The following is a 26,464-nucleotide window of genomic DNA, read 5'->3' as shown; positions in this document are numbered from 1 at the left end:
TCGCGCAGGGCCAGGGGGGCGACGGCTCGCAGGGGCTGGATGAGCATGGCAAAGACTCCGGTGCGGGTGGGCGACGGGGTCATTGGAAGCCGGAAGGGGCAGGGTGGCTACTGTCAGATCTGACAGGGGCGGGTGGGTTTGCGACCGGCGGTCATGCGCCTGCGGCGAGGGAGCAAGCGCCCTCGCCGCAGGTCAGGGGCGGATTTCGATCATCGTGCCGTCCGGCACCAGGTTCCAGACCTCACGCATGTCGACGTTGCGCATGGCGATGCAGCCGTCGGTCCAGTCGAGGGTGTGGAACAGGTTCTCCGGGTTCTCGGCGGAGTCCGGCGTGCCGTGGATCATGATCATCCCGCCGGGCTCGACGCCTTCGCGGCGGGCGCGGGCCGAGTCGCTGATGTTCGGGTAGGAGATGTGCATCGACAGGTTGAATTTGTCGCTGGTCTTGCGCCAGTCGATCCAATAGAAGCCTTCTGGCGTGCGTTTGTCGCCTTCAATCAGCTTCGGGCCTTTTTTCGCGCCTTTGCCCAAGGAGATGCGGTAGCTCTTGAGTGGCTTGCCGTCGGCGATCAGCTGCAGTTGATGGGCCGATTTGAGCACCAGCACCTTTTCGATCAACGGCGTGTTGGACGGTGTCACGGTGGTCACGAATGACGCCTGGGAGACGGTGACGAACGACAGGCAGAACAGGGCAAGCAACCAGCGCATTGAAACGATTCCCCAAAAATGAAGCAGATACTTTATTTATAGATGCCGTGCAGTCGCCGTCGCGGGCTGCGTACACGGGTTATCGGCCGGAGTGCGCGCAAATCAAGTGATGGCCGGCTGAACGAGCGGCGGGATCGACTCTGAGCGTACCGGGTAGGCCTCGGTGCGCCGGTCGGCGAAGAAGCATTCTAAGGTACGGCCCACGGTGCGGAAAGCCAGCTCGTCCCATGGAATGTCCGCTTCGTCGAACAGTTGCACCTCCAGGCTCTCGGGGCCGGCGGCGAAGTCCAGGTCCGCCAGTTCGGCGCGGAAGAACACGTGCACCTGGCTGATGTGCGGCACGTCGATCAAGGTGTAGATGCTCAAGTTGCGCACGCGGGCGCAGGCTTCCTCGGCGGTTTCGCGCATGGCGGCCTGTTCGAGGGTCTCGCCGTTCTCCATGAAGCCGGCCGGCAGCGTCCAGTAGCCCAGGCGCGGCTCGATGGCGCGGCGGCACAGCAGCACTTTCGTGCCCCAGGTCGGCACGCAGCCGGCGACGATGTTGGGGTTCTGGTAGTGAACGGTCTGACAGCTGTCGCAGACGAACCGCAGGCGCGAATCGCCTTCGGGAATGCGTTGGGTCACCGGGTTGCCGCACTGGCTGCAAAATTTCATGCTGGGGTTCCTGAAGGCTGCGCCTATCTTGGCGTGCGGCGGTGGCAGACGGCAAGTTGCCGTTTCGCGACATGGCGCCGTTCCAGGGGTTGGGCGGCTGCGGCGATTGGTGCATGATGCAGCGTAAGGCACAGATCGAGAACACTTATGCTGGATGAGCTGCTGCACCGGGTCAGCAATCACACGCCGCGCACGCTGGAGACCGACAAGCGTTTCCCCGAGGCCGCCGTCCTGGTGCCGATCACGCGCAACGACGAACCGGAACTTGTCCTCACCCTGCGCGCCAGCGGGCTCTCGACCCATGGCGGCGAGGTCGCCTTCCCCGGCGGCCGGCGCGACCCGGAGGATCCGGACCTGGTGTTCACGGCGTTGCGTGAGGCCGAAGAGGAAATCGGCCTGGCGCCGGGGTTGGTCGAAGTGATCGGGCCGCTCAGCCCGTTGATCTCCCTGCACGGCATCAAGGTCACGCCGTACGTCGGGGTGATTCCCGACTTCGTCGAGTACCAGGCCAACGACGCCGAGATCGCCGCCGTGTTCAGCGTGCCGCTGGCGTTCTTTCGCGAAGACCCGCGCGAACACACCCACCGCATCGATTATCAGGGCCGCAGTTGGTACGTGCCGAGCTACCGTTACGGTGGGTTCAAGATCTGGGGGCTGACGGCGATCATGATCGTCGAGTTGATCAATCTGCTGTATGACGCCAAGATCAGCCTGCACCGACCGCCCAAAAGCTTTATCAACACCTGAAGCCATCGTTCGAATGGCCGCCACCGTGAGCCCCGAGGAAAACACGATGAAATACCGCCTGGGCGACGCCCGCGTCGACACCCATCCGCAGAGCTGGGTCGCCCCCAATGCCGTGCTGGTGGGCAAGGTCAAGCTGGAAGAGGGCGCCAACGTCTGGTTCAACGCCGTGCTGCGCGGCGACAACGAACTGATCCTGATCGGCAAGAACAGCAACGTCCAGGACGGCACGGTAATGCACACCGACATGGGCTACCCGCTGACCGTCGGCACCGGCGTGACCATCGGCCACAACGCCATGCTCCATGGCTGCACCGTCGGCGACTACAGCCTGATCGGCATCAACGCGGTGATCCTCAACGGCGCGAAGATCGGCAAGCACTGCATCATCGGCGCCAACTCGCTGATCGGCGAGGGCAAGGAGATCCCGGACGGTTCGTTGGTGATGGGCTCGCCGGGCAAGGTCGTGCGCGAGCTGACCGAACCGCAGAAGAAAATGCTCGAAGCCAGCGCCGCGCACTATGTGCACAACTCGCAGCGTTATGCGCGCGACCTGGTCGAGCAGGAAGAATGACCACCCCAGAACGTCCGGTGGCGTCGCCCTGCGTGAGCATCTGCGCGCTGGACGATGACGACATCTGCACCGGCTGCCAGCGCACGGTGGAGGAAATCACCCGCTGGAGCCGCATGAGCAACGACGAGCGGCGGGTGGTGCTCGGGTTGTGCCATGAGCGGGCGAAGGCCAGCGGGTTGATCTGGATGTTGGGCGGCAAACCGGAACACTGAAGCGCGGCCATCGCCAGCAGGCTGGCTCCCATAGTGGATCCGTGTTGCCCATTGGTGTGGGAGCCAGCCTGCTGGCGATGGCGCCCGCTCCCTTGGCCCGGTGCCCGGCCTGAAGTACCCTGTGCGCCAATCCGACAGGTCGCCCCCCATGCTCTTTCTCATCGCCTACATCAGCAGCGTCGTGCTCATCAACTTCGCGTTCTCCACCGCGCCGCACCTGGACATCATCTGGTCGGCCTGGGGCGGGCTGGTGTTCGTGCTGCGGGACATGGTGCAGACCCGCTACGGCCACGGCGCGATCGTGGCGATGCTGGCGGCGCTGGTGCTGTCCTATGTCACGTCCGATCCGTCCATCGCGCTGGCCAGCGCCACGGCGTTCGCGGTGTCCGAGTGCATCGACTGGCTGGTATTCAGCATCACCAAGCGCCCGCTGCGCGATCGCCTGTGGATCAGTTCGGCCCTGAGCATTCCCCTCGATACGTTCATCTTCTTCGGCATGATCGACGCGCTGACCCCGCCGGTGATCATCACCGCGTTGGCCTCCAAGTTCGCCGGCGTCACGGCGGTCTGGCTGATCATGGCCTGGCGCGAGCGCAAACAGGCTGTCGCCGGCTGAAGCCAAAGCCTTCGGTTCATGTAAAATGCCGCGCTTTCTCCCCATGGGAAGTGCGCCTTTGGCCGCGACCCTCGACGATCCGCTGCTTTGAGGACCTGAGATGACCCGTATCGGAACGCCATTGTCGCCGACCGCGACCCGCGTATTGCTGTGTGGCTGTGGTGAGTTGGGCAAGGAGGTGGTGATCGAGCTGCAACGCCTGGGTGTCGAGGTGATTGCCGTTGACCGCTATGCCGATGCGCCGGCCATGCAGGTCGCCCATCGCAGCCACGTGATCAACATGCTCGACGGCGCCGCCCTGCGTGCGGTGATCGAGGCCGAAAAGCCGCATTTCATCGTGCCGGAAATCGAAGCCATCGCCACCGCCACCCTGGTCGAACTGGAAGCCGAAGGCTTCACCGTGATCCCGACCGCCCGCGCGGCGCAACTGACGATGAACCGCGAAGGCATCCGTCGCCTGGCCGCCGAAGAGCTGGATCTACCGACCTCGCCGTACCATTTCGCCGATACCTTCGAGGACTACAGCAAGGCGGTACAGGATCTGGGCTTCCCGTGCGTCGTCAAACCGGTGATGAGTTCTTCCGGCAAGGGCCAGAGCCTGCTGCGCAGCGCCGATGACGTGCAGAAGGCCTGGGACTACGCCCAAGAGGGCGGCCGTGCCGGCAAGGGCCGTGTGATCATCGAGGGCTTCATCGACTTCGATTACGAAATCACCCTGTTGACCGTGCGTCACGTCGGCGGCACCACATTCTGCGCGCCGGTCGGCCACCGTCAGGAGAAGGGCGACTACCAGGAGTCCTGGCAGCCGCAGGCCATGAGCCCGGTGGCGCTGGCGGAGTCCGAGCGTGTGGCCAAGGCGGTGACCGAGGCCCTGGGCGGCCGCGGCCTGTTCGGCGTCGAGCTGTTCATCAAGGGTGATCAGGTGTGGTTCAGCGAAGTGTCGCCTCGTCCGCACGACACCGGTTTGGTGACGCTGATTTCCCAGGATCTGTCCCAGTTCGCCCTGCACGCCCGGGCGATCCTCGGCCTGCCGGTGCCGCTGATCCGTCAGTTCGGCCCGTCGGCGTCGGCGGTGATCCTGGTGGAAGGCCAGTCGACCCAGACCGCCTTCGCCAACCTCGGCGCCGCCCTGAACGAGCCGGACACCGCGCTGCGCCTGTTCGGCAAGCCGGAAGTCAACGGCCAGCGCCGCATGGGCGTGGCCTTGGCCCGTGACGAGTCGATCGAGGCGGCCCGCGCCAAGGCGACCCGCGCGTCCAAGGCTGTTGTGGTCGAGCTGTAAACCGAGGCTCGCCTATCGCGGGCAAGCCCGCTCCCACAGGTCAAGCGGTGTTCACAGCTTTTGTGTACGACACCGGCACTGTGGGAGCGGGCTTGCCCGCGATGCTTTTGATCTTCTGTCAGGCAACCTGATTCAGGTCGTTGTGGCGCGTTTCCTTCAGGCACAGCACGGCGATCAAGCTCAGCACCGCCGCCCCCGACACATACCCGCCGACGTAACCCAATCCCCCCATCGCCACCAGTTTCTGGGCAAAGAAGGGCGCCGCCGAGGCTCCGACGATGCCGCCCAGGTTGTACGCCGCCGAGGCCCCCGTGTACCGCACATGGGTCGGAAACAGCTCCGGCAGCAACGCGCCCATCGGGGCGAACGTCACGCCCATCAGGAACAGCTCGATGCACAGGAACAGCGCCACGCCCGCCGTCGAGCCCTGGGTCAGCAGCGGCTCCATCAGGAAGCCGGACAGGATCGCCAGCACCCCGCCGCCGACCAGCACCGGTTTGCGCCCGTAGCGGTCGCTCGCCCAGGCCGACAACGGTGTCGCCGCCGCCATGAACAGCACCGCGAAGCACAGCAGCCCGAGGAATGTTTCGCGGCTGTAGCCGAGGGTGGATACCCCGTAGCTCAGGGAAAACACCGTCGAGATGTAGAACAGCGCGTAGCACACCACCATGGCCGCCGCCCCCAGCAGGGTCGGGGCCCAGTATTGGCTGAACAGCTCGACCAGCGGCACCTTGACCCGCTCCTGGCGGGCGATGGCGTTGGCGAACACCGGGGTTTCATGGAGCCTGAGGCGCACGTAGAGGCCGACCATCACCAGCGCCGCGCTGAGCAGGAACGGGATCCGCCAGCCCCAGCTGCGGAACTGTTCGTCGCTCAGGCCCATGGCCAGCGCCAGGAACAGGCCGTTGGCCGCCAGAAACCCGATGGAAGGGCCAAGCTGCGGAAACATGCCGAACCACGCCCGTTTGCCCTTCGGCGCGTTTTCGGTGGCCAGCAGCGCCGCGCCGCCCCATTCGCCGCCCAATCCCAGCCCCTGGCCGAAACGCAGCACGCAGAGCAGGATCGGCGCCCAGGCCCCGATGCTGTCGTAGCCCGGCAGCACGCCGATCAGGGTGGTGCACACGCCCATCAGCAGCAGCGAGGCCACCAGCGTCGACTTGCGCCCGATGCGGTCGCCGAAATGGCCGAACAGCGCCGAGCCCAGGGGGCGGGCGAGGAACGCGATGCCGAAGGTGAGGAAGGCCGACAGCATCTGCGCCGTGCCTGAGGTCTGCGGAAAGAACACCGGTCCGATCACCAGCGCGGCGGCGGTGGCGTAGACATAGAAGTCGTAGAACTCGATGGCGGTGCCGATGAAGCTCGCCGTGGCCACGCGGGCGGTTGAGTTGGCCGGCTGGGCGGCGTCGGTTTCGCGGTAAGCGGTATGGGTCGTCATGCGGTGATCCCTGACAGTCATGAGCTCCATTGGAGCGAATTATTATGGTCGAACACCCAGGGATGTGGGATGGGGCGCGAGCGCTGTTTCAGGTAGGAACAGTCGTCGGTGTGGTGCGGACATTGCCGGTGGTCAGGCCGGAACCTGTCGGTTGCCGGGTAGGCGCGCGGTTCGGCGGGGCTGGGTAAGCGCCCCGATTATAGGAAGCCGGCTAACGATCAAACAAGAGGACAAGATCCTGAAGGACGTCTGGCCCCTGTGGTGGTCAGACCGGCGCCGTTGCCGAGCTGGTGTGCCAGATCAGCACCTTGCTCACCCGGTTTTCCTCGGTTTCGAGGATCTCCAGCCGGTAGCGGCCGATCTTCAGGCACACCGCGCTTTCCGGGATGCTTTCCAGGGCTTCGGTCACCAGGCCGTTGAGGGTGCGCGGCCCGTCGCTCGGCAAGTGCCAGCCCAGGCACTTGTTCAGTTCGCGGATCGAGGCGGCGCCGTCGATCACCATCCGTCCGTCGGCCTGGGGGTGGATGTGCGGGTTGTCGAGGCTGTGCTCGCTTTCGAATTCGCCGACGATCTCTTCCAGGATGTCTTCCAGGGTGACGATGCCGAGCACTTCGCCGTACTCGTCCACCACCATGCCCAGGCGCCGCTGCTGCTTGTGGAAGTTCAGCAACTGCAGTTGCAGCGGGGTGCTTTCCGGCACGAAGTACGGCTCGTAGCTGGCGGCCAGCAGGGCGTCGCGGGTCAGTTGGCCGTTGTCCAGCAAGTGGCGGATCTGCCGGGTGTTGAGCACCGCTTCCACCTGGTTGATGTCGCTGTGGAACACCGGCAGGCGGGTGCGTTTGTTGTGGCGCAGTTGCTCGGTGATCTCCTCGATCGAGTCGTCGAGGTTGATGCCGTCGACGTCACTGCGGGGCACCAGGATGTCATTGACAGTGATGTTGTCCAGCGCGTGGATGCCCGCGACCGGGTGGGGCCGGCCGGCGGGGTGGTCTGTGGCCTCGCGGTCCGCCGGGGTGTCGTCCTCGCTCTGCTGCACGACCTGGGCCTTGCGTTCCAGCGGCCGCATCAGCAACCGGCTGGCGGCGGCGAACAGCCAGGCGAGTGGGTAGACGATCTTCAGCGGCACCGGCAGCAGCGCGTTGCCGAACGACAGCACGGCGTCGGGGTAGCGGCGGGCAAGGGTGCGCGGGAAGTGGTCGGCGAAGATCAGCAGCGCCGCGACGGCGCCGAGGCTCGCCGCCCAGGGGCCGTTCTCTGCGCAGAGAAAGATCGCCAGCAGCGTCGCCAGCACCACGGCCAGGGTTCGGCACAGGGTGTTGCAGAAGATCAGGCTGTCGAGCGGAAATGCGAGTCTGGCCAGCGGCTTGTCGCTGGCGCGGGACGCGGTGCGCTGCGCCAGCAGGTGCTGCTGTGCGGTTTCGACGGCGGTGAACAGGCCCGACCACAGAATCAGCAGGATGAACGCCGCGATCATAGGCCCTATGGGCAAACCGTCCATTTATGTCGCCCGTCAGATGTGCAGGATGTATTCGCGGACCAGTTTGCTGCCGAAGTACGCAAGCATCAGCAGGCAGAAACCGGCCAGGGTCCAGCGGATCGCCTTGTGGCCGCGCCAGCCCAGGCGGTTGCGGCCCCACAGCAGCACGCTGAACACGATCCAGGCCAGGCAAGCCAGCAGAGTCTTGTGCACCAGGTGCTGGGCGAACAGGTTCTCGACGAACAGCCAGCCGGAGATCAGCGACAGCGACAGCAGCGTCCAACCGGCCCACAGGAAGCCGAACAGCAGGCTTTCCATGGTCTGCAGCGGCGGGAAGTTGCGGATCAGCCCGGACGGGTGCTTGTGCTTGAGCTGATGGTCCTGCACCAGCAGCAGCAAGGCCTGGAACACCGCGATGGTGAACATGCCATAGGCGAGGATCGACAGCAGGATGTGGGCCAGGATGCCTGGCTCTTCGTCGATCACCTGCACCGTACCGGTCGGGGCGAACTGGGCCAGCAGCACCGTGACGGCGCCGAGGGGGAACAGCAGCACCAGCAGGTTCTCCACCGGGATCCGCGAGCAGGCCAGCAGGGTCAGGGCGATGACGGCGGCGGCGATCAGGCTCGAGGCGCTGAAGAAGTCCAGGGCCAGGCCGACCGGGGTCAGCAGGTGGGCGAGCAGGCTGGCGCCGTGGGCCAGCACGGCCAGCACGCCGAGCGTGACCAGCCGGCGCTTGTCGGCCTTGGCGCCGGTGGCCAGGCGGGTGCCCTGATAAAGGGTCGCAGCGGCGTACAGAAGGGCGGCGGCGAGGGTAGTCAGCAAACTGGGTGACAAGGGGAGCATAAGTCCTGTTAGGCAAGCCCGAAAGGCGCTGAGTGTGGCATAGATCGGCCACGGCACGAAAGACCGCATGACCCGACGGCGAGGTGTCCGCCGGCCGCAGTCTTCGCTATAATCCGCCGCCTGCCCACGCCGCAGGCTCGCCGGCCACCTGTTTGATTCCGGTTCGGGCCGCCATTATCCCGGTCTACACAGGGCCTGAAAGGATCGCGCAATGTTTGAAAACCTAACCGACCGTCTCTCGCAGACGCTGCGCCATGTCACCGGCAAGGCGAAGCTGACCGAGGACAACATCAAAGACACCCTGCGCGAAGTGCGCATGGCGTTGCTCGAAGCCGACGTCGCCCTGCCGGTGGTCAAGGACTTCGTCAATTCGGTCAAGGAACGCGCCGTCGGCACCGAGGTGTCGCGCAGCCTGACGCCGGGCCAGGCGTTCGTGAAGATCGTCCAGGCCGAGCTCGAAAGCCTGATGGGCGCGGCCAACGAAGACCTGAACCTGAGCGCGGTGCCGCCGGCCGTGGTGCTGATGGCCGGCCTGCAGGGCGCCGGCAAGACCACGACCGCCGGCAAGCTGGCGCGCTTCCTCAAGGAGCGCAAGAAGAAGTCGGTGATGGTCGTGTCGGCGGACGTCTACCGCCCGGCCGCGATCAAGCAGCTGGAAACCCTGGCCAACGACATCGGCGTGACGTTCTTCCCGTCCGACCTGAGCCAGAAGCCGGTCGACATCGCCCAGGCGGCTATTAAGGAAGCGAAGCTCAAGTACATCGACGTGGTCATCGTCGACACCGCCGGCCGCCTGCACATCGACGAAGAGATGATGGTCGAGATCAAGGCGCTGCACGCCTCGGTCAAGCCGGTGGAGACCCTGTTCGTGGTCGACGCCATGACCGGCCAGGACGCCGCCAACACGGCCAAGGCCTTCGGCGATGCGCTGCCGCTGACCGGCGTGATCCTGACCAAGGTCGACGGTGACGCCCGGGGCGGCGCCGCGCTGTCGGTGCGCTCGATCACCGGCAAGCCGATCAAGTTCATCGGCATGGGCGAGAAGAGCGAAGCGCTCGAGCCGTTCCATCCTGAGCGGATCGCCTCGCGGATCCTCGGCATGGGCGACGTGCTCAGCCTGATCGAGCAGGCCGAGCAGACCCTCGACAAGGAAAAGGCCGACAAGCTGGCCAAGAAGCTGAAGAAGGGCAAGGGCTTCGACCTCGAAGACTTCCGCGACCAGCTGCAACAGATGAAGAACATGGGCGGCCTCGGCGGGCTCATGGACAAGCTGCCGAACATCGGCGGCGTGAACCTGTCGCAGATGGGCAACGCCCAGAACGCGGCGGAGAAGCAGTTCAAGCAGATGGAGGCCATCATCAACTCCATGACCCCGGCCGAGCGTCGCGACCCCGAGCTGATCAGCGGCTCGCGCAAGCGCCGGATCGCCTTGGGTTCCGGCACCCAGGTGCAGGACATCGGCCGCTTGATCAAGCAGCACAAGCAGATGCAGAAGATGATGAAGAAGTTCTCCGCCAAGGGCGGGATGGCGAAAATGATGCGCGGCCTGGGCGGCATGATGCCCGGCGGCGGCATGCCCAAGCTCTGAAGAATCCGCGCCGGTCGTCGCACCGGCGCTGAACCCGCAAGGACGCGGGATCCACGGCAAACCCGCATACGGCGGGAGCCGACCGGCCGTTTTCAACGACGGCTCTACCGCAAATCTGCACGGCATGCCACAGGCGCCGGAAAAAGTCATTTGCAAAAGTCCGGATATTCCTTAGAATATGCGGCCTTTCGGGCACCCATGCCCGCTGTGCATTTAGATTTGCAGCACCGACTACAGGAACGATGTTCACATGCTAACAATCCGTCTTGCCCTTGGCGGCTCCAAAAAGCGCCCGTTTTACCACCTGACCGTAACCGACAGCCGCAACCCGCGCGACGGTTCCCACAAAGAGCAGGTTGGTTTCTTCAACCCTGTTGCCCGTGGTCAGGAAGTTCGTCTGTCCGTAAACGAAGAACGCCTGAACTACTGGCTGAGCGTTGGCGCACAGCCATCTGAGCGCGTTGCTCAGTTGCTGAAGGAAAAAGCCAAGGCAGCAGCCTGAGCAATATGAACGCGACGCCAGAAAAAGCGGACGACCTGATCGTCGTCGGCAAGATTTTTTCGGTTCACGGCGTTCGCGGCGAGGTGAAGGTCTTTTCCTTTACCGATCCGATTGAAAACCTGTTGGGTTACCGCAACTGGACGCTTCGGCGCGAAGGCGTGGTCAAACAGGTCGAGCTGGTCAGTGGCCGTTCCACTCAAAAGGATCTGGTCGCCAAGCTCAAAGGCCTCGACGATCGTGATGAAGCCCGTCTTCTGAGCGGTTACGAGATTTGCATCCCGCGAAGCCTTTTGCCCGACCTGACTGCCGACGAGTACTACTGGTACCAGTTGGTGGGTCTGAAGGTCATCAACCAGGACGAACAGCTGTTCGGCAAGGTTGATCACCTGTTGGAGACCGGCGCGAACGATGTAATGGTGGTCAAGCCCTGCGCAGGCAGCCTGGATGATCGCGAGCGGTTGTTGCCCTATACGGAGCAATGCGTGCTGGCCATCGACCTTGAGGCAGGCGTGATGAGGGTGGAATGGGACGCGGATTTCTAAGCGATGGCGAGCCTGCGCGTAGAAGTCATCACGTTGTTCCCCGAGATGTTCTCGGCCATCAGTGAGTACGGCATCACCAGTCGTGCGGTCAAGCAGGAGCTGTTGCAGCTGACCTGCTGGAATCCGCGGGATTACACGACGGATCGGCATCACACTGTGGACGATCGCCCGTTTGGCGGTGGTCCGGGCATGGTGATGAAGATCAAGCCCCTGGAAGACGCCCTGGTTCAGGCCAAGGCAGCGGCAGGGGAAGCGGCGAAGGTGATTTACCTGTCTCCGCAAGGCCGTCAGCTGACTCAGCCGGCGGTTCGCGAGCTGGCGAAAGAGGATGCATTGATCCTGATTGCCGGCCGTTACGAAGGCATCGACGAGCGTTTCATTGAAGCTCATGTCGATGAAGAGTGGTCGATCGGTGACTATGTACTGTCTGGCGGCGAGCTGCCGGCCATGGTGCTGATCGACGCGGTTACACGACTGCTGCCCGGAGCTTTAGGGCATGCGGATTCCGCCGAGGAGGATTCCTTTGCGGATGGTCTGCTGGATTGCCCGCACTACACCCGACCGGAGGTGTATGCGGATCAGCGTGTTCCCGACGTGTTGCTGAGTGGCAATCACGCGCACATCCGGCGTTGGCGTTTGCAGCAGTCCCTTGGTCGGACCTATGAACGACGCGCCGATCTTCTGGAAAGCCGCTCGCTTTCTGGAGAAGAGAAGAAGCTGCTCGAGGAATACATCCGCGAGCGGGACGATAGTTAACAACGTATCGATGGTAGATCCGACGATTTACCTTAGGAGCACAGCATGACCAACAAAATCATCCTTGCACTCGAAGCAGAGCAGATGACCAAAGAGATCCCTACCTTTGCACCGGGCGACACCGTTGTCGTTCAGGTTAAAGTGAAGGAAGGCGACCGTTCCCGTCTGCAGGCGTTCGAAGGCGTTGTCATCGCCAAGCGTAACCGCGGCGTGAACAGTGCGTTCACCGTTCGCAAAATCTCCAACGGTGTTGGCGTAGAGCGTACTTTCCAGACCTACTCCCCGCAGATCGACAGCATGGCTGTCAAGCGTCGCGGTGACGTACGTAAAGCCAAGCTGTACTACCTGCGCGACCTGTCGGGTAAAGCAGCCCGCATCAAGGAAAAACTGGCTTAATCCAGTCTCCGATGCAGAAAAAAGCAGCCTACGGGCTGCTTTTTTGTTGCCTGTCGTTTATCCACAACCCCGCAATCCCAGGCCGTACCCATGACTTCCCGCCAGCAAGAAATCGAACGCCGCACAGAGCTTTCCGTGACCCGCGTGACCAAGGCGGTCTTCCCGCCGACCACCAACCACCACAACACCCTGTTCGGCGGCACCGCCCTGGCCTGGATGGACGAGGTGTCGTTCATCGCCGCCACCCGGTTCTGCCGCCTGCCGCTGGTGACCGTGTCCACCGACCGCATCGACTTCAACCATGCCATCCCGGCCGGCTCCATCGTCGAGCTGGTGGGTCGTGTGGTCAAGGTCGGCAACACCAGCCTCAAGGTCGAGGTGGAGGTGTTTGTCGAAAGCATGAGCTGCGACAGCCGGGAGAAGGCGATCCATGGCCAATTCAGTTTTGTCGCCATCGATGATGACAAGCGGCCGGTGCCGGTGCTGCCGGGGTTTGCCGACTGAGCCGACTGGCTCGGCGGTTGCCCGTTTCGCTGCCCGTTCATGGGCTTGACGGTTCCTTGAAGGGGCGGGCTATGAAAGACTAGCGGCCATTTTTGACGACCACTCTTTATTTGCGCGCACCATGCCAGCCATCGACCATCCGCTGATTGACCAATTCCTCGACGCCCTGTGGCTGGAAAAAGGCCTGTCCGACAACACCCGCGATGCGTACCGCAGCGATTTGGCGCTGTTCAACGGTTGGTTGCAGGAGCAGCGCCTGGAGCTGATCGACGCCGGTCGCGAGCTGATCCTCGATCACCTGGCCTGGCGCCTGGAGCAGAACTACAAGCCTCGCTCCACCGCGCGCTTTCTCTCCGGCGTGCGGGGGTTCTACCGTTATCTGCTGCGGGAGAAACTGATCGCGGTGGATCCGACCCTGCGGGTCGACATGCCGCAATTGGGCAGGCCGTTGCCCAAGTCGCTGTCGGAGGCCGACGTCGAGGCGCTGCTGGCCGCTCCGGACTTGAGCGAACCCATCGGCCAGCGCGACCGCGCCATGCTGGAGGTGCTCTACGCCTGCGGTTTGCGGGTGACCGAGCTGGTCAGCCTGACGCTGGAACAGGTCAACCTGCGCCAGGGTGTGCTGCGGGTGATGGGCAAGGGCAGCAAGGAGCGTCTGGTGCCGATGGGCGAGGAGGCCATCGTCTGGGTCGAGCGCTACCTGCGCGACGGCCGCAACGACTTGCTCGGCGGGCGCCCCAGCGACGTGCTGTTCCCCAGCCAGCGCGGCGAACAGATGACGCGCCAGACCTTCTGGCACCGGATCAAGCACCAGGCCCAGGTCGCCGGGATCGGCAAGTCGCTGTCGCCGCACACCCTGCGCCACGCCTTCGCCACCCATCTGCTCAACCACGGCGCGGACCTGCGGGTGGTGCAGATGCTGCTCGGCCACAGCGACCTGTCCACGACCCAGATCTACACCCACGTCGCCCGCGCGCGGCTGCAAGACCTGCACGCCAAGCACCACCCGCGGGGTTGACCGGGGCCTTCTGCGGTCGTCATCGCCAGCAGGCTGGCTCCCACAGCGCGCGCGCCGCAGACACTGTGGGAGCGGGCTTGCCCGCGAAGGCGTCGGTGCAGTCGACACCGTCGCTGTCCAAGCCACAGGTTTCGGGTCGGGCCGACGTCTTGCGACAGGCGCATTCGGCCACGGAGGCCTTATGTGTTAGGCTTTGGCGGTTTGTACGATGAACGGTTATGACCCGGTGCCGCGGCACGGGCGTTCTGGCCGTTCCATCTGTCCGCCTTCAGGAGTTCCCATGCGTCTGACCCAGATTTTCGCGGCCGCCGCCCTCGCGTTGGCCAGCACCTTTGCCGTCGCCGACGATGCGGCGGAGAAAGCCATTCGCCAAAGCCTGGAAAACCTCCAGCTCGACGTGCCGGTCGACACCATCAGCGCCAGCCCGCTGCCCGGCCTGTACGAGGTCAAGCTCAAGGGCAGCCGCGTGCTGTACGCCAGCGCCGACGGCCAGTACATCGTCCAGGGCTACATGTTCCAGCTCAAGGACGGCAAGCCGGTCAACCTGACCGAGAAGACCGAGCGCCTGGGCATCTCCAAGCTGATCAACGCGATCCCTGTGGCCGAAACCGTGGTCTACCCGGCCGTGGGCGAGACCAAGTCGCACATCACCGTGTTCACCGACACCACCTGCCCGTACTGCCACAAGCTGCACGCCGAAGTACCGGAGCTGAACAAGCGCGGCATCGAAGTGCGCTACGTGGCGTTCCCGCGCCAGGGCCTGGGCTCGCCGGGCGATGAGCAGCTGCAGGCGGTGTGGTGCTCCAAGGACAAGAAGTCGGCCATGGACAAGATGGTCGACGGCAAGGAGATCAAGGCCGCCAAGTGCGATAACCCGGTCTCCAAGCAGTTCGCCCTCGGTCAGTCGATCGGCGTGAACGGCACACCGGCCATCGTATTGGCCGACGGACAGGTCATTCCGGGCTACCAGCCTGCGCCGCAAGTCGCCAAACTGGCGCTGGGCGCGAAATAAGTCCGCATCGTCACGGTTCGCCGTGACGAGCGTGGCCCGGCGGCGACATGGCCGGGCCGTCAACAGAGAGCCGCGATTGCGCGGTTGTTTTCACGGCCGGCCTCGCGTCGGCCGTTTCATGGGGAGTTCACAGTGAAACCGGTCAAAGTAGGCATCTGTGGGTTAGGGACCGTCGGTGGCGGAACCTTCAACGTACTTCAGCGCAACGCCGAGGAAATCGCTCGTCGTGCCGGGCGTGGGATCGAAGTGGCACAAATTGCCATGCGCACGCCAAAGCCTCAGTTCCAGACGACCGGTATTGCGATTACCAACGATGTCTTCGAAGTGGCCACGAACCCTGAGATCGACATCGTCATAGAGCTGATGGGCGGCTACACCGTTGCCCGCGAGCTGGTACTCAAGGCCATCGAGAATGGCAAGCATGTGGTCACCGCGAACAAGGCTCTGATTGCCGTTCACGGTAATGAAATTTTCGCCAAGGCACGCGAGAAAGGCGTGATCGTGGCATTTGAAGCGGCGGTAGCCGGTGGCATTCCGGTGATCAAGGCGATCCGTGAAGGCCTTTCCGCCAACCGTATCAACTGGGTCGCCGGGATCATCAACGGCACCGGCAACTTCATCCTCACCGAAATGCGCGAGAAGGGTCGCACCTTCGAAGACGTGCTGGCCGAGGCCCAGGCGCTGGGCTACGCCGAAGCCGATCCGACCTTCGACGTCGAAGGCATCGACGCAGCGCACAAGCTGACGATCCTGGCGTCCATCGCGTTCGGCGTTCCGCTGCAGTTCGACAAAGCGTACACCGAGGGCATCACCAAGCTGACCACCGCCGACGTGAACTACGCCGAAGCGCTGGGCTACCGCATCAAGCACCTGGGCGTGGCGCGCAGCACCGCGGCCGGCATCGAATTGCGCGTCCACCCGACGCTGATTCCGGCCGACCGCCTGATCGCCAACGTCAACGGCGTGATGAACGCGGTGATGGTCAACGGCGACGCCGCCGGCTCGACCCTGTTCTACGGCGCCGGCGCCGGCATGGAGCCGACCGCTTCGTCGGTGATCGCCGATTTGGTGGACGTGGTCCGCGCCATGACCTCCGACCCGGAAAACCGCGTGCCGCACCTGGCCTTCCAGCCGGACTCGCTGTCGGCCCATCCGATCCTGCCGATCGAAGCCTGCGAAAGTGCGTACTACCTGCGCATCCAGGCCAAGGACCATCCGGGCGTGCTGGCCCAGGTGGCGAGCATCCTGTCGGAGCGCGGCATCAACATCGAGTCGATCATGCAGAAAGAGGCCGAGGAACACGATGGCCTGGTGCCGATGATCCTGCTGACCCACCGCGTGCTGGAGCAGCGCATCAACGATGCGATCGCCGCCCTCGAAGCCCTGGCGGGCGTGGTCGGTCCGGTCGTGCGGATCCGTGTCGAATCCCTGAATTAACAGCAGCGGCAAGCGGCAAGTCGCAAGCGGCAAGTCAAAGGCAGTTCGGCTTTTCCTTGTTGCTTGCAGCTTGAAACTCGCGGCTCAAACCGAAGGTTTGAAAACATGCGTTATATAAGTACCCGCGGCCAGGCACCGGCCCTGAATTTCGAAGACGTCCTGCTGGCCGGCCTCGCCACCGACGGCGGCCTGTACGTCCCGGAAAACCTGCCACGCTTCACCCAGGAGGAAATCGCTTCCTGGGCCGGCCTGCCGTACCACGAGCTGGCTTTCCGCGTCATGCGGCCGTTCGTCACCGGCAGCATCGCCGACGCCGATTTCAAGAAGATCCTCGAAGAGACCTACGGTGCGTTCGCCCACAGCGCCGTCGCGCCGCTGCGTCAGCTGAACGGCAACGAGTGGGTGATGGAGCTGTTCCACGGCCCGACCCTGGCCTTCAAGGACTTCGCCCTGCAACTGCTCGGCCGCCTGCTCGATCACGTGCTGCAAAAGCGCGGCGAGCGCGTGGTGATCGTCGGCGCCACCTCCGGCGACACTGGTTCGGCCGCCATCGAAGGCTGCAAGCGCTGCGAGAACGTCGACATCTTCATCCTGCACCCGCACAACCGCGTGTCCGAAGTGCAGCGCCGGCAGATGACCACGATCCTGGGCGACAACATCCACAACATCGCCATCGAAGGCAACTTCGACGACTGCCAGGAGATGGTCAAGGCCAGCTTCGCCGACCAGGGCTTCCTCAAGGGCACGCGCCTGGTGGCGGTGAACTCGATCAACTGGGCGCGGATCATGGCCCAGATCGTCTACTACTTCCACGCGGCCCTGCAGTTGGGCGGACCGGCGCGTTCGGTGTCGTTCTCGGTGCCGACCGGCAACTTCGGCGACATCTTCGCCGGTTACCTGGCGCGCAACATGGGCCTGCCGATCAACCAGCTGATCGTCGCCACCAACCGCAACGACATCCTGCACCGCTTCATGAGCGGCAACCAGTACGTCAAGGAAACCCTGCACGCCACGCTGTCGCCGTCGATGGACATCATGGTGTCGTCGAACTTCGAACGCCTGCTGTTCGACCTGCACGGTCGCAACGGCGCCGCGATCGCCGGCCTGATGGATGCGTTCAAGCAGGGCGGTGGTTTCAGCGTTGAACAGGAACGCTGGACCGAGGCGCGCAAACTGTTCGATTCGCTGGCGGTGGACGATGCGCAGACCTGCGAGACCATCGCGCAAGTGTTCGAGCAGACCGGCGAAGTGCTGGACCCGCACACCGCCATCGGCGTCAAGGCCGCGCGGGAATGCCGCCGCAGCCTGGACATTCCGATGGTGATCCTGGGCACGGCGCACCCGGTGAAGTTCCCGGATGCGGTGGAAAAAGCCGGTGTAGGAAAAGCTCTCGAACTGCCTGCACATCTTTCTGATTTGTTTGAAAGAGAAGAGCGCTGCACCGTCCTGCCGAACGAGCTGAAATCCGTGCAGGCCTTTGTCAGCCAGCATGGCAACCGCGGCAAGCCGCTGTAGGCCCGAAAAGCTGTCACATTTTGAAGCCCGTCCGATGACGGGCTTTTTCATTCCTGCGTGCCACACTGCCCGGGTTTTCGCCCCAGCAAAGGACGGGTGAGTCGATCACGAAGGAAGTGGCAATGCTGTTCTACAGAAAAATGATGTCGGCGCTCGGCAGCCTGTGCCTGATGGCGCTGCTGGCCGGGTGCCAGGAAGGGAAGGCGGCGCAGCTGGCCATGCACGAGGGGGATGCTCCGCCGACCGCCGCCCTTGAACTGGACCCCGCCGAGCGCCAGTGGATCCGCGATCATCCCGAAGTGGCGGTCGCGTCGGTGCAGTACCCGCTGTACCTGTTCCAGGACGAGCACGGTCACTGGAGCGGCTTGAACAACGATGTGCTCCAGCGCATCGGCGCGATGACCGGACTGGTGTTCGTCCATCGCGAATCGTTTTCCACCGAGCAGATGCTGGAGCGGCTGAAAAGCGGCGCGGCGGACATCAGCACGACACTGGCGATGAACGACGAGCGCAAGGCGTTCCTGGATTTCAGCCATGCCTTCGGCGGGGCGGGCTGGGTGTTTGTCGGAAAGGCCGGCGCGCCGCTGCTCACATCGCTGGAGGAGTTGGCCGGCCGGGTGCTGGTGTTGCCCGCCCGGCATGCCCTGGAGGAGGCGATCCGCCGGGAGTATCCGGCCATCCGGGTACGCTCGGTCAAGACCTACGCCGAAGCCCGGGCGCTGGTGGAGAGTGGAGAGGCGCATGCCACCATCGAGAACGAGATCGGCGCCCAACTGTACCCGTCGGGGCTGCTCAAGGTGGGCGGCGTCGTCGAGGGACGCTGGGAGGCGGATCACTTGGCGTTGCGCAAAGGCCAGCCCGAGCTGCGCGGTATTCTCAACAAGGCCCTGGAGGCCTTTCCCGCCCAAGAGCTGCGGGCCATCCGCCTGAGGTGGCTGGGCGGAATCGCGCCGCCGCCCAAGTCCGGCTTCTGCTATCCGCTCAGTTGGTGGGGATGCTGGCTCATGTTCTTCGTAGGCGTTTTCGGTGTGCTGTCGATGGTCTGGAACCGCCGGCTGAGCGCTGTGATCCGGCAGCGCCGGGACGTCGAGCGGCATCTGGGCGATCAACTGGCCTTTCAGCGGGCCTTGATCGATGCCATGCCCGATCCGGTGTTCGTGCGGGATCCGGAAGGGCGCCTGGTCATGTGCAACAAGAGCTACGAGGAGAGCCTGTCGACCCGATTCGACCGGGTGCAGGGGCGCCGGCTGATCGACGTGGACACCTTGCCGGAATCCACCGCCCGGATGCTGCATGACGAATTCATGGCGCAGATGGGGTCGCGCAAGACCCGCTTCAGCAAACGCCGGCTGCTGTTCAAGGGCGGTCTGAGGGACATCTATCAATGGACTGTGCCGTTCTACGGCGTCGATGGCCAGTTGCGAGGCCTTGTGGGCGGTTGGACAGACATCAACCAGCGCAAGGCGGAGGGCGGGTCGGGATGCCCGTGAAAAACTAGGAAACGTCCTATAAAACGCGACCACTTTTCTGATGGGCGTCTGAAGGGGGGCTGCCCTAGAGTGGACGGCACATGCGGTGAGAGTCCGCGATTGTTGCCCGGAGGTCGTCCATGCGCGCACTCAAGATCCTGATACTCGAACACAATCCTTTCCGGTTGATGGCCCTGCACCAGATGCTCAACGCCGTCGGCATCTACGATGTGCTGACGGCACCGTCGCTCGCCTCGGCGCTCCGTTCGCTCAAGTGTCGGGGCCCGGTCGACATCGCCATCTGCGATCCGCAGCTCAAGGGCGGCGACGGCCTGGCGCTGATCCGCCACCTCGCGGTCGAGAAGCGGGCGCGGGGGCTGATACAGCTGGGCAATGTCGCGCCGAGCCTGTCGGCGGACCTCGACGCGCTGTTCAAGGCCCACGAACTCGTCTTGTTGGGGCGGTTGCAGTCGCCGGTGTCGGCGGTGCTGATGCGGGGGCTGCTGGACCGTTACCTCCAAACGGCAAGGCAATCGGCGAGCGCCTGAGCGGGCGGTTATGTTCCTGTCATCTTCGCCGCGCATGCTCTGATGCATTGACGATGCGCAGGTCCGGAGGTTCTGCCGGCAGAACTTTCTTCCCGGATCGCGGGTCATTCACGGTGTACACGCCCAAGGCACTTCGCTGCCGGACGAACGAGTGGAGATCCATATGGAAAGTATCAGTCTTTTGCTGGGCGAGGCGCTGAGCCCCTATCAGGTGACGGTAACGCCGAGCGGTCAGAACGGCGATTGCCAGGTGACGCTGCAGAACCCCGAGGGCACCGTCGTGCTGAAGCGCGGATTCAACCGGGCTCAGTTGGGCGACAGGCGCCAGCTCACGGACGTCGTCGACGGCCTGCACCGCGACCTGCTGATCGCCGAAGGGCGGCTGGAGCCCTGCGTCATCGCAGCCTTGCGCAATGCTGGCGAGGTTCGTCCTCCGGCGATCTGAGCGCCTAGGCAATTTTGTGGGAACCTTCCTGCGTTCCTGTCAGTCAGACCCCATGTCAGCAGGATCAAGCATTGTGCTCCGGTGCTTGTCGCCTGCTGTCACGAGGCTTTGTTGAAGGCCACGTTTGACCCCGAGATGGCTCCCCACTTCTCGGGGTTTCTTTTTGCCCGCCGTTCAGGGTGCCGACTGCTGCCGGAAGAACAGCCGTGCCTGCTCCAGGTAGTCTTCGCGCCTGTCAGGATCCAGCCAGTCGGCGTACAACCGGTTCAGGTGCTCATGGGGGAGGGTTCGCAGCAACTGGTCGATCTCGGCGATCGCCTGCCGGCCCTGGGTGGTGTCGGTGCAACCGACGTGGCTCGACAGGTACTTGTCCGCGCCGAGGATCGGAAAGAACAGCAGTTCGTCTTCGTCGATGTCGGCCTGGCGGGCCTGGTAGCGGATTTCCGGCCAGTAGCCCAGTACCACCTGCAACCGGCCCAGGCGCTGCATGGACAGCAGGCTGCTCACGGCATCGTTGCCGTAATGCGGGGTCAGGGCATTGGCCGGAGCCTGCCGCAGCAGGGTGTCGAGGTAATCGCCATAGCTGCGCTCGGCCACCACGCCGACCTTCCTCTCGCCGCTGGCCAGCAGTGCCGTCAGGTCGACTGCGCCGTCGGCCAGGAACGGCGTCAGCACCTCGCGGTCCCGGCGCCGAACCACCAGACCGTTGCTGACCGCCCGGACGGCCGGTATGGAGAAGGCGATCCACTGTGCCCGCTCCTTGTTCCAGAGCATCGAGGGGTCGCACGCGAAGGGGTGCTCATGCAGCATCTGCAGGCCGCGGGCGCGGTTGACCCGCATCAGCGTGTGTTCGTACTGCGGCATGCCGGCGATCAGCATCGGCATCAATTGATCGATCACGCCCTGGCCCTTCTTCGGGCCTTCGAAGATGGTCAGCGGCGGCAGGTCGCGCAACAGCCAGATCAACGTGGGTTTGGCCTGGGCCCACGCCGGGAGCGCCAGCAGGAAAAGCAGGCCGAACAACCGCCACGTCCACCAGTGGCGGGCGCGGTTGTGCGTTCGGTTCATCCGGGGCTTCAGCTTAAATGGCTCCGTCTTCGCGCAGCCGGGCGATCCGTTCGTCGTCGTAGCCAAGACCCTTGAGCACCTGTGCGTTGTGTTCACCCAACTGCGGCCCGACCCATTCGGCGGTGCCGGGCGTTTCAGACAGTTTCGGCACGATGCCCGGCATCTTGAAAGGCTTGCCGTCCGGCAGGCGGGCCTGCAGGAACATTTCCCGGGCCAGGTACTGCGGATCGCTGAACATGTCTTCGGCGCTGAAGATGCGGCTGGCGGGAACCTCGGCCTCGTTCAGCTTCTCCAGCACCAGGGCCAGCGGCAGTGAATTGACCCAGCGGTCGATCACGCCGTACAGCTCGTCGCGGCGGCTGTCGCGGCCGTCGTTGCTGGCCAGCGTCGGGTCGTCGGCCAGGTCGTCGCGGCCGATGATCTGCATGAAGCGCTTGAAGATCGCATCGCCGTTGGCGCCGATCTGCACATGCTTGCCGTCGGCGCTGGTGTGGATCGAGGAGGGGGTGATGCCGGGCATGATGTTGCCGGTGCGCTCGCGGATGAAGCCGAACACGTCGAATTCCGGCACCATGCTTTCCATCATGGCGAAGATCGCCTCGTACAGCGCCACATCGACCACCTGGCCGAGGCCGCCGTTGACCTCGCGGTGACGCAGGGCCATCAGGGCGCCGATCACGCCCCACAAGGCCGCGATCGAGTCGCCGATGGAGATGCCGGTGCGCACCGGCGGCCGATCCTCGAAACCTGTGATGTAGCGCAGGCCGCCCATGGACTCGCCCACCGCGCCGAACCCCGGCTGATCCTTCATGGGGCCGGTCTGGCCGAAGCCGGACAGACGCACCATCACCAGTTTGGGGTTGAGCGCGTGCAGGGTGTCCCAGCCCAGGCCGAGTTTTTCCAGCACACCGGGACGGAAGTTCTCGATCAGGATGTCGGCCTCGCCCAGCAGCTGCTTGAGGATCGCCAGGCCGTCCGGGTGCTTGAGGTTCAGGGTCAGGGACTGCTTGTTGCGCGCCTGGACGAACCACCACAGCGACGTGCCTTCATACAGCTTGCGCCACTTGCGCAGCGGATCGCCGCCGTCCGGCGATTCGACCTTGATCACGTCGGCGCCGAACTCGCCGCAGATGCGCGAGGCAAAGGGGCCGGCAATCAATGTACCCAACTCGATGACTTTCAGACCGCTGAGCGGTTTGCTGGAGAACGGCATGCTGAATCCTGTAGGACAAGGCGTGGCGGATACAGCGTTTTAACATAGCCGGCCGTCAGACGCGCAAGGTTGATCGCCATCAATTCGTGGATTGCCTGCGGCATCGGTTAGACTGGCCGACTTTCCACGTCTCAAGAAGCCCGTCCATGGCCCAGCCGTCCACCACCTACAAATTCGAACTGAACCTCACCGACCTCGACCGCAACGTCTACGAGAGCGTGAAGCAGACCATCGCCCGTCACCCTTCGGAAACCGAGGAACGCATGGCCGTTCGGCTGTTGGCCTACGCCCTCTGGTACAACGAGAACCTGTCGTTCGGCCGTGGTCTGTCGGACGTGGATGAAGCTGCGCTGTGGGAAAAGAGCCTGGACGACCGCATCCTGCACTGGATCGAAGTCGGCCAGCCAGACGCCGAGCGCCTGACCTGGTGCTCGCGCCGCACCGAACGCACCAGCCTGCTGGCCTACGGCAGCCTGCGCGTGTGGGAAGGCAAGGTGGTGCCGGCGGTCAAGACGCTGAAGAACGTCAACATCGCCGCCGTGCCGCAGGAGGCGCTGGAAGCCCTGGCCACCGACATGCCGCGTGCGATCAAGTGGGACGTGATGATCAGCGAGGGCACGGTGTTCGTGACCGACGACCGCGGTCAGCACGAAGTCCAGCTGACCTGGCTGCTCGGCGACCGCGGCTGAGGCCTTACCGGTTCGCAATTTCCCACACATTCAAGAGAAACAGCTGTCACCCCATGCGTATCGAACCTCGCCCGTTGCCTGAAACCCTGCCTTTTCTCGGTGATCTGCCGCCGCTGCTGACCCGTCTGTACGCGGCGCGGGGCGTGCAGTCCGAGTCGGAACTGGACAAGAGCCTGGCGCGGCTGATTCCGTTCCAGCAGCTCAAGGGCATCGATGCGGCGGTGGATCTGCTGGTGACGGCGCTGGACCTTCGGCAGCGGATCCTGATCGTCGGCGACTTCGACGCCGACGGCGCGACCGCCAGCACCGTGGGCGTGCTGGGCCTTCGTCTGTTGGGGGCGGCCCATGTGGATTACCTGGTGCCGAACCGTTTCGACTACGGCTACGGCCTGACCCCGGAAATCGTCGAGGTGGCCAAGACCCGCGAGCCGCACCTGCTGATCACGGTGGACAACGGCATCTCCAGCGTCGACGGCGTGGCGGCGGCGAAGCGGGCCGGGTTCAAGGTGCTGATCACCGATCACCACTTGCCCGGCGACGAGCTGCCGCAGGCCGACGCGCTGGTCAACCCGAACCAGCCCGGCTGCGAATTCCCGAGCAAGGCGCTGGCCGGGGTCGGGGTGATTTTCTATGTGCTGATGGCCTTGCGCGCACGCCTGCGCAGCCTCGGCCGCTACGACAGCCAGCCGCAGCCGAACATCGGCGAACTGCTGGATCTGGTGGCGCTGGGCAGCGTCGCCGACGTGGTGCCGCTGGACGCCAACAACCGGATCCTGGTGCACCAGGGGCTGGAGCGGATCCGCGTCGGGCGCGCGCGGCCGGGGATCAAGGCGATCCTGGAAGTGGCCAAGCGCGATGCGTCGCGCATCACCTCCACGGACCTTGGCTTCATCGTCGGCCCGCGCCTCAACGCGGCCGGCCGACTGGACGACATGAGCCTGGGCATCGAGTGCCTGCTGACCCAGGACGCCGCGCTGGCCCGGGAAATGGCCGCGCAGTTGGACGGCATGAACCAGGATCGCAAGTCCATCGAGCAGGGCATGCAGCGCGAAGCCATGGCCCAGCTCAAGGACCTGCCGGTGGAGTCGATGCCGTTCGGCCTGTGCCTGTTCGACCCGGAATGGCACCAAGGGGTGATCGGCATCCTCGCCTCGCGGATGAAGGAGCGCTATCACCGCCCGACCATCGCCTTCGCCGATGCCGGCGACGGTCTGCTCAAGGGCTCGGGCCGTTCGGTGCAGGGCTTTCACATCCGCGATGCCCTGAGCGTGGTGGCGGCGCAGCATCCGCACTTGATCACCAAGTACGGCGGCCACGCGATGGCGGCGGGCCTGACCTTGCCGCAGGAGCACTTTCCGCTGTTCGCCGAAGCGTTCGACGCGGAGGTGCGCCGACAGCTCCGTGAAGAGGACCTCACCGGGCGCCTGCTGTCGGACGGCACGCTGGCGGTGGAGGAGTTCCATCTGGAGCTGGCCCGCGCCTTGCGCCATGCAGGCCCCTGGGGGCAGCACTTCCCGGAGCCGCTGTTCCATGGCGTGTTCCAGTTGGTCGAGCAGCGGGTGGTCGGCGAGCGGCACCTCAAGGTGGTGCTCAAGAGCGAATGCGGTTCGGTGAAGCTGGACGGCATCGCGTTCGGCATTGACCGTGACATCTGGCCGAACCCGACCATCAAGTGGGTGGAACTGGCCTACAAGCTCGACCTCAACGAGTTCCGCGGCAATGAGACCGTGCAACTGATGATCGCCCACATCGAACCGCGTTAAGCCCAGCGCCAGCAGGCTGGCTCCCACAGCAACCGTGCCGTGCACAGGGTTGTGGGAGCGGCGGCCGGGCGGGGCGGCACCGAATCGCTCGCAACTCCGCCATCCTCCCCGGATGTCGTCTAGGCTCTAAACACTGCTTGATTGGCCTTGTGACGTCTTGTCGAGTTTTTTGCCCGCGGGGGCGGGTGCTGCATCCTTTCCTGTCACTCGTCGACTTTTCAAACAGAACCCTGGAGCCTGCCCACTGAATTGAGAGGTGCCCCATGAGTCTGCTGCTTGAGCCCTTTACCCTTCGCCAACTGACCTTGCCCAACCGCATTGCCGTGTCGCCGATGTGCCAGTACTCCAGCGTCGACGGCCTGGCCAACGACTGGCACCTGGTGCACCTCGGCAGCCGTGCGGTGGGCGGCGCCGGCCTGGTGTTCACCGAAGCCACGGCCGTCACCGCCGACGGCCGGATCACCGCGCAGGACCTCGGCCTGTGGAACGACGAGCAGATCGAACCCCTGCAACGCATCACCCGGTTCATCACCGCCCAGGGCGCCGTGGCCGGCATTCAGCTGGCCCATGCCGGGCGCAAGGCCAGCACCTTCCGCCCGTGGCTGGGCAAGCACGGCAGTGTCAAGCCGGCGGACGGCGGCTGGACGCCGGTGGGGCCGTCGCCGATCGCGTTCGACCCGCAGCACACCCAGCCCCGGCAGCTCGATGAAGGGCAGATCGCCGAGGTCGTCCAGGCCTTCGTCGCGGCGGCCAAACGAGCGTTGGCGGCGGGGTTCAAGGTGGCCGAAGTGCATGCCGCCCACGGCTATCTGTTGCATCAGTTCCTGTCGCCGTTGAGCAACCAGCGCCGGGATCAGTACGGTGGCTCGTTCGAGAACCGTATCCGCCTGGTGCTGCAAGTCACCGAGGCCGTGCGGGCGGTGTGGCCGCAAGAGTTGCCGGTGTTCGTTCGGGTGTCGGCCACCGATTGGGTGGAGGACGGCTGGAACCCGGACGAAACCGTGGAGCTGGCGCGGCGCCTCAAGGCCCTGGGCGCTGATCTGGTCGATGTGTCGTCGGGCGGCACCGCCGCGAACGCCGAGATCCCCGTGGGGCCCGGCTACCAGACCCGGTTTGCCGAACGGGTGCGTAAGGAGTCGGGGATATCCACAGGCACCGTGGGCATGATCACCGAACCGGCCCAGGCCGAGCACATCCTGCGCACCTGTCAGGCCGACATCATCTTCCTCGCCCGCGAATTGCTGCGCGACCCGTACTGGCCGCTGCACGCCGACGACGACCTGGGCGGGCGCAAGGCGACCTGGCCGGCGCAGTACCAGCGCGCGACGCACCGCGACCAGCCGATCCACGAGTCTGACCTGCGGGATTGATCGCCGGTTCGCTCCGGCCTATAAAGACCCGCCGCAGGTACGGCGGGTTTTTTCTGGCCTGCCGAAACGTGAACACAAAGG

General features: G+C 64.5%; 28 protein-coding genes. 21 read left to right on the top strand and 7 right to left on the bottom strand.

Going from position 1 to position 26,464, the window contains the following annotated elements; genetic code table 11:
- Positions 1–192: 192 nt before the first annotated feature.
- Positions 193–708 (bottom strand): murein L,D-transpeptidase family protein, encoded by a 516-nt coding sequence (locus tag CAG33_RS06935; RefSeq protein WP_085581215.1) that lies wholly within the window; start codon positions 706–708, stop codon positions 193–195.
- Between the two features lie 102 nt (positions 709–810).
- The gene (locus CAG33_RS06930; RefSeq protein WP_085581217.1) at positions 811–1,362 is read right to left on the bottom strand and encodes an NUDIX hydrolase; all 552 of its coding nucleotides are present in this window, start codon (positions 1,360–1,362) and stop codon (positions 811–813) included.
- Positions 1,363–1,509: 147 nt separating this feature from the next.
- Here CAG33_RS06930 and CAG33_RS06925 point away from each other — a divergent pair, with 147 nt between their 5' ends.
- The 5 genes from CAG33_RS06925 to purT all read left to right on the top strand — a co-directional run bounded on the left by CAG33_RS06925 (position 1,510) and on the right by purT (position 4,790).
- The gene (locus CAG33_RS06925) at positions 1,510–2,109 is read left to right on the top strand and encodes a CoA pyrophosphatase (protein WP_085581219.1); all 600 of its coding nucleotides are present in this window, start codon (positions 1,510–1,512) and stop codon (positions 2,107–2,109) included.
- 46 nt (positions 2,110–2,155) lie between these two features.
- Positions 2,156–2,680, top strand: a complete 525-nt coding sequence (locus CAG33_RS06920; protein WP_085637452.1) for a gamma carbonic anhydrase family protein — start codon at positions 2,156–2,158, stop codon at positions 2,678–2,680.
- A complete protein-coding gene (locus CAG33_RS06915) occupies positions 2,677–2,892 on the top strand; it encodes a DUF1289 domain-containing protein (protein ID WP_085581221.1) in 216 nt (71 codons plus the stop codon). Before CAG33_RS06920 ends, CAG33_RS06915 begins: the two co-directional genes overlap by 4 nt.
- 148 nt (positions 2,893–3,040) lie before the next feature.
- A complete protein-coding gene (locus CAG33_RS06910) occupies positions 3,041–3,508 on the top strand; it encodes a VUT family protein (protein ID WP_085581223.1) in 468 nt (155 codons plus the stop codon).
- Positions 3,509–3,608: 100 nt separating this feature from the next.
- A complete protein-coding gene (gene purT / locus CAG33_RS06905; protein ID WP_085581225.1) occupies positions 3,609–4,790 on the top strand; it encodes a formate-dependent phosphoribosylglycinamide formyltransferase in 1,182 nt (393 codons plus the stop codon).
- A 118-nt stretch (positions 4,791–4,908) separates the two neighbouring features.
- On the opposite strand, the gene CAG33_RS06900 is transcribed toward purT, so the two are convergent.
- The 3 genes from CAG33_RS06900 to CAG33_RS06890 form a co-directional block, all read right to left on the bottom strand.
- Complete coding sequence (locus tag CAG33_RS06900; protein WP_085581227.1) at positions 4,909–6,225, bottom strand: MFS transporter; 1,317 nt, start codon at positions 6,223–6,225, stop codon at positions 4,909–4,911.
- Positions 6,226–6,490: 265 nt separating this feature from the next.
- The gene (locus CAG33_RS06895) at positions 6,491–7,723 is read right to left on the bottom strand and encodes a transporter associated domain-containing protein (RefSeq protein WP_085581229.1); all 1,233 of its coding nucleotides are present in this window, start codon (positions 7,721–7,723) and stop codon (positions 6,491–6,493) included.
- A gap of 12 nt (positions 7,724–7,735) precedes the next feature.
- The gene (locus tag CAG33_RS06890) at positions 7,736–8,548 is read right to left on the bottom strand and encodes an inner membrane protein YpjD (RefSeq protein ID WP_085581231.1); all 813 of its coding nucleotides are present in this window, start codon (positions 8,546–8,548) and stop codon (positions 7,736–7,738) included.
- Positions 8,549–8,759: 211 nt separating this feature from the next.
- On the opposite strand from CAG33_RS06890, the gene ffh reads away from it, so the two are divergent.
- The 13 genes from ffh (at position 8,760) to CAG33_RS06825 (ending at position 20,280) form a co-directional block, all read left to right on the top strand.
- Positions 8,760–10,136 (top strand): signal recognition particle protein, encoded by a 1,377-nt coding sequence (gene ffh / locus CAG33_RS06885; protein WP_085581233.1) that lies wholly within the window; start codon positions 8,760–8,762, stop codon positions 10,134–10,136.
- A gap of 250 nt (positions 10,137–10,386) precedes the next feature.
- Positions 10,387–10,638, top strand: a complete 252-nt coding sequence (gene rpsP / locus CAG33_RS06880; protein ID WP_085581235.1) for a 30S ribosomal protein S16 — start codon at positions 10,387–10,389, stop codon at positions 10,636–10,638.
- A 5-nt stretch (positions 10,639–10,643) separates the two neighbouring features.
- Entirely contained in the window at positions 10,644–11,180 is a 537-nt protein-coding gene (rimM, locus tag CAG33_RS06875; RefSeq protein ID WP_085581237.1) for a ribosome maturation factor RimM, read from the top strand.
- 3 nt (positions 11,181–11,183) lie between these two features.
- Positions 11,184–11,936 carry a tRNA (guanosine(37)-N1)-methyltransferase TrmD gene (trmD, locus tag CAG33_RS06870; protein WP_085581239.1) on the top strand — a complete coding sequence of 251 codons (753 nt, stop codon included), beginning with the start codon at positions 11,184–11,186 and terminating at the stop codon, positions 11,934–11,936.
- A 45-nt stretch (positions 11,937–11,981) separates the two neighbouring features.
- Positions 11,982–12,332, top strand: a complete 351-nt coding sequence (rplS, locus tag CAG33_RS06865; protein ID WP_063322826.1) for a 50S ribosomal protein L19 — start codon at positions 11,982–11,984, stop codon at positions 12,330–12,332.
- Between the two features lie 90 nt (positions 12,333–12,422).
- Positions 12,423–12,836 carry an acyl-CoA thioesterase gene (locus CAG33_RS06860; RefSeq protein ID WP_085581241.1) on the top strand — a complete coding sequence of 138 codons (414 nt, stop codon included), beginning with the start codon at positions 12,423–12,425 and terminating at the stop codon, positions 12,834–12,836.
- Positions 12,837–12,957: 121 nt separating this feature from the next.
- The gene (gene xerD, locus CAG33_RS06855; protein WP_085581243.1) at positions 12,958–13,854 is read left to right on the top strand and encodes a site-specific tyrosine recombinase XerD; all 897 of its coding nucleotides are present in this window, start codon (positions 12,958–12,960) and stop codon (positions 13,852–13,854) included.
- Between the two features lie 280 nt (positions 13,855–14,134).
- Positions 14,135–14,866 carry a bifunctional protein-disulfide isomerase/oxidoreductase DsbC gene (dsbC, locus tag CAG33_RS06850; protein WP_085581245.1) on the top strand — a complete coding sequence of 244 codons (732 nt, stop codon included), beginning with the start codon at positions 14,135–14,137 and terminating at the stop codon, positions 14,864–14,866.
- 132 nt (positions 14,867–14,998) lie between these two features.
- Complete coding sequence (locus CAG33_RS06845; RefSeq protein WP_085581247.1) at positions 14,999–16,303, top strand: homoserine dehydrogenase; 1,305 nt, start codon at positions 14,999–15,001, stop codon at positions 16,301–16,303.
- A 105-nt stretch (positions 16,304–16,408) separates the two neighbouring features.
- Complete coding sequence (gene thrC / locus CAG33_RS06840) at positions 16,409–17,818, top strand: threonine synthase (protein WP_085581249.1); 1,410 nt, start codon at positions 16,409–16,411, stop codon at positions 17,816–17,818.
- A 122-nt stretch (positions 17,819–17,940) separates the two neighbouring features.
- On the top strand, positions 17,941–19,308 hold the full coding sequence (locus tag CAG33_RS06835; protein ID WP_085637446.1) for a transporter substrate-binding domain-containing protein: 1,368 nt from the start codon (positions 17,941–17,943) through the stop codon (positions 19,306–19,308).
- Between the two features lie 119 nt (positions 19,309–19,427).
- Positions 19,428–19,835 carry a response regulator gene (locus CAG33_RS06830; protein ID WP_085581254.1) on the top strand — a complete coding sequence of 136 codons (408 nt, stop codon included), beginning with the start codon at positions 19,428–19,430 and terminating at the stop codon, positions 19,833–19,835.
- Positions 19,836–19,998: 163 nt separating this feature from the next.
- Positions 19,999–20,280 carry a DUF3509 domain-containing protein gene (locus CAG33_RS06825; RefSeq protein WP_085581256.1) on the top strand — a complete coding sequence of 94 codons (282 nt, stop codon included), beginning with the start codon at positions 19,999–20,001 and terminating at the stop codon, positions 20,278–20,280.
- A gap of 174 nt (positions 20,281–20,454) precedes the next feature.
- On the opposite strand, the gene CAG33_RS06820 is transcribed toward CAG33_RS06825, so the two are convergent.
- Both CAG33_RS06820 and CAG33_RS06815 read right to left on the bottom strand, forming a co-directional pair.
- Entirely contained in the window at positions 20,455–21,348 is an 894-nt protein-coding gene (locus tag CAG33_RS06820) for a TIGR02285 family protein (protein WP_085581258.1), read from the bottom strand.
- A gap of 13 nt (positions 21,349–21,361) precedes the next feature.
- On the bottom strand, positions 21,362–22,561 hold the full coding sequence (locus tag CAG33_RS06815) for a CaiB/BaiF CoA-transferase family protein (protein WP_085581260.1): 1,200 nt from the start codon (positions 22,559–22,561) through the stop codon (positions 21,362–21,364).
- Between the two features lie 146 nt (positions 22,562–22,707).
- Here CAG33_RS06815 and CAG33_RS06810 point away from each other — a divergent pair, with 146 nt between their 5' ends.
- The 3 genes from CAG33_RS06810 to CAG33_RS06800 all read left to right on the top strand — a co-directional run bounded on the left by CAG33_RS06810 (position 22,708) and on the right by CAG33_RS06800 (position 26,383).
- Positions 22,708–23,250 carry a YaeQ family protein gene (locus CAG33_RS06810; RefSeq protein WP_085581262.1) on the top strand — a complete coding sequence of 181 codons (543 nt, stop codon included), beginning with the start codon at positions 22,708–22,710 and terminating at the stop codon, positions 23,248–23,250.
- 53 nt (positions 23,251–23,303) lie between these two features.
- The gene (gene recJ, locus CAG33_RS06805; protein WP_085581264.1) at positions 23,304–25,013 is read left to right on the top strand and encodes a single-stranded-DNA-specific exonuclease RecJ; all 1,710 of its coding nucleotides are present in this window, start codon (positions 23,304–23,306) and stop codon (positions 25,011–25,013) included.
- Positions 25,014–25,276: 263 nt separating this feature from the next.
- The gene (locus tag CAG33_RS06800) at positions 25,277–26,383 is read left to right on the top strand and encodes an NADH:flavin oxidoreductase/NADH oxidase (protein WP_085637443.1); all 1,107 of its coding nucleotides are present in this window, start codon (positions 25,277–25,279) and stop codon (positions 26,381–26,383) included.
- The last annotated feature ends 81 nt before the right edge of the window (positions 26,384–26,464 follow it).

The organism is Pseudomonas sp. B3(2017), assembly GCF_002113595.1.
Lineage (GTDB): Bacteria > Pseudomonadota > Gammaproteobacteria > Pseudomonadales > Pseudomonadaceae > Aquipseudomonas > Aquipseudomonas ekonensis.
Note: the sequence above shows the minus strand (reverse complement) of the source record. Positions and strands in the feature narration are given on the sequence as shown.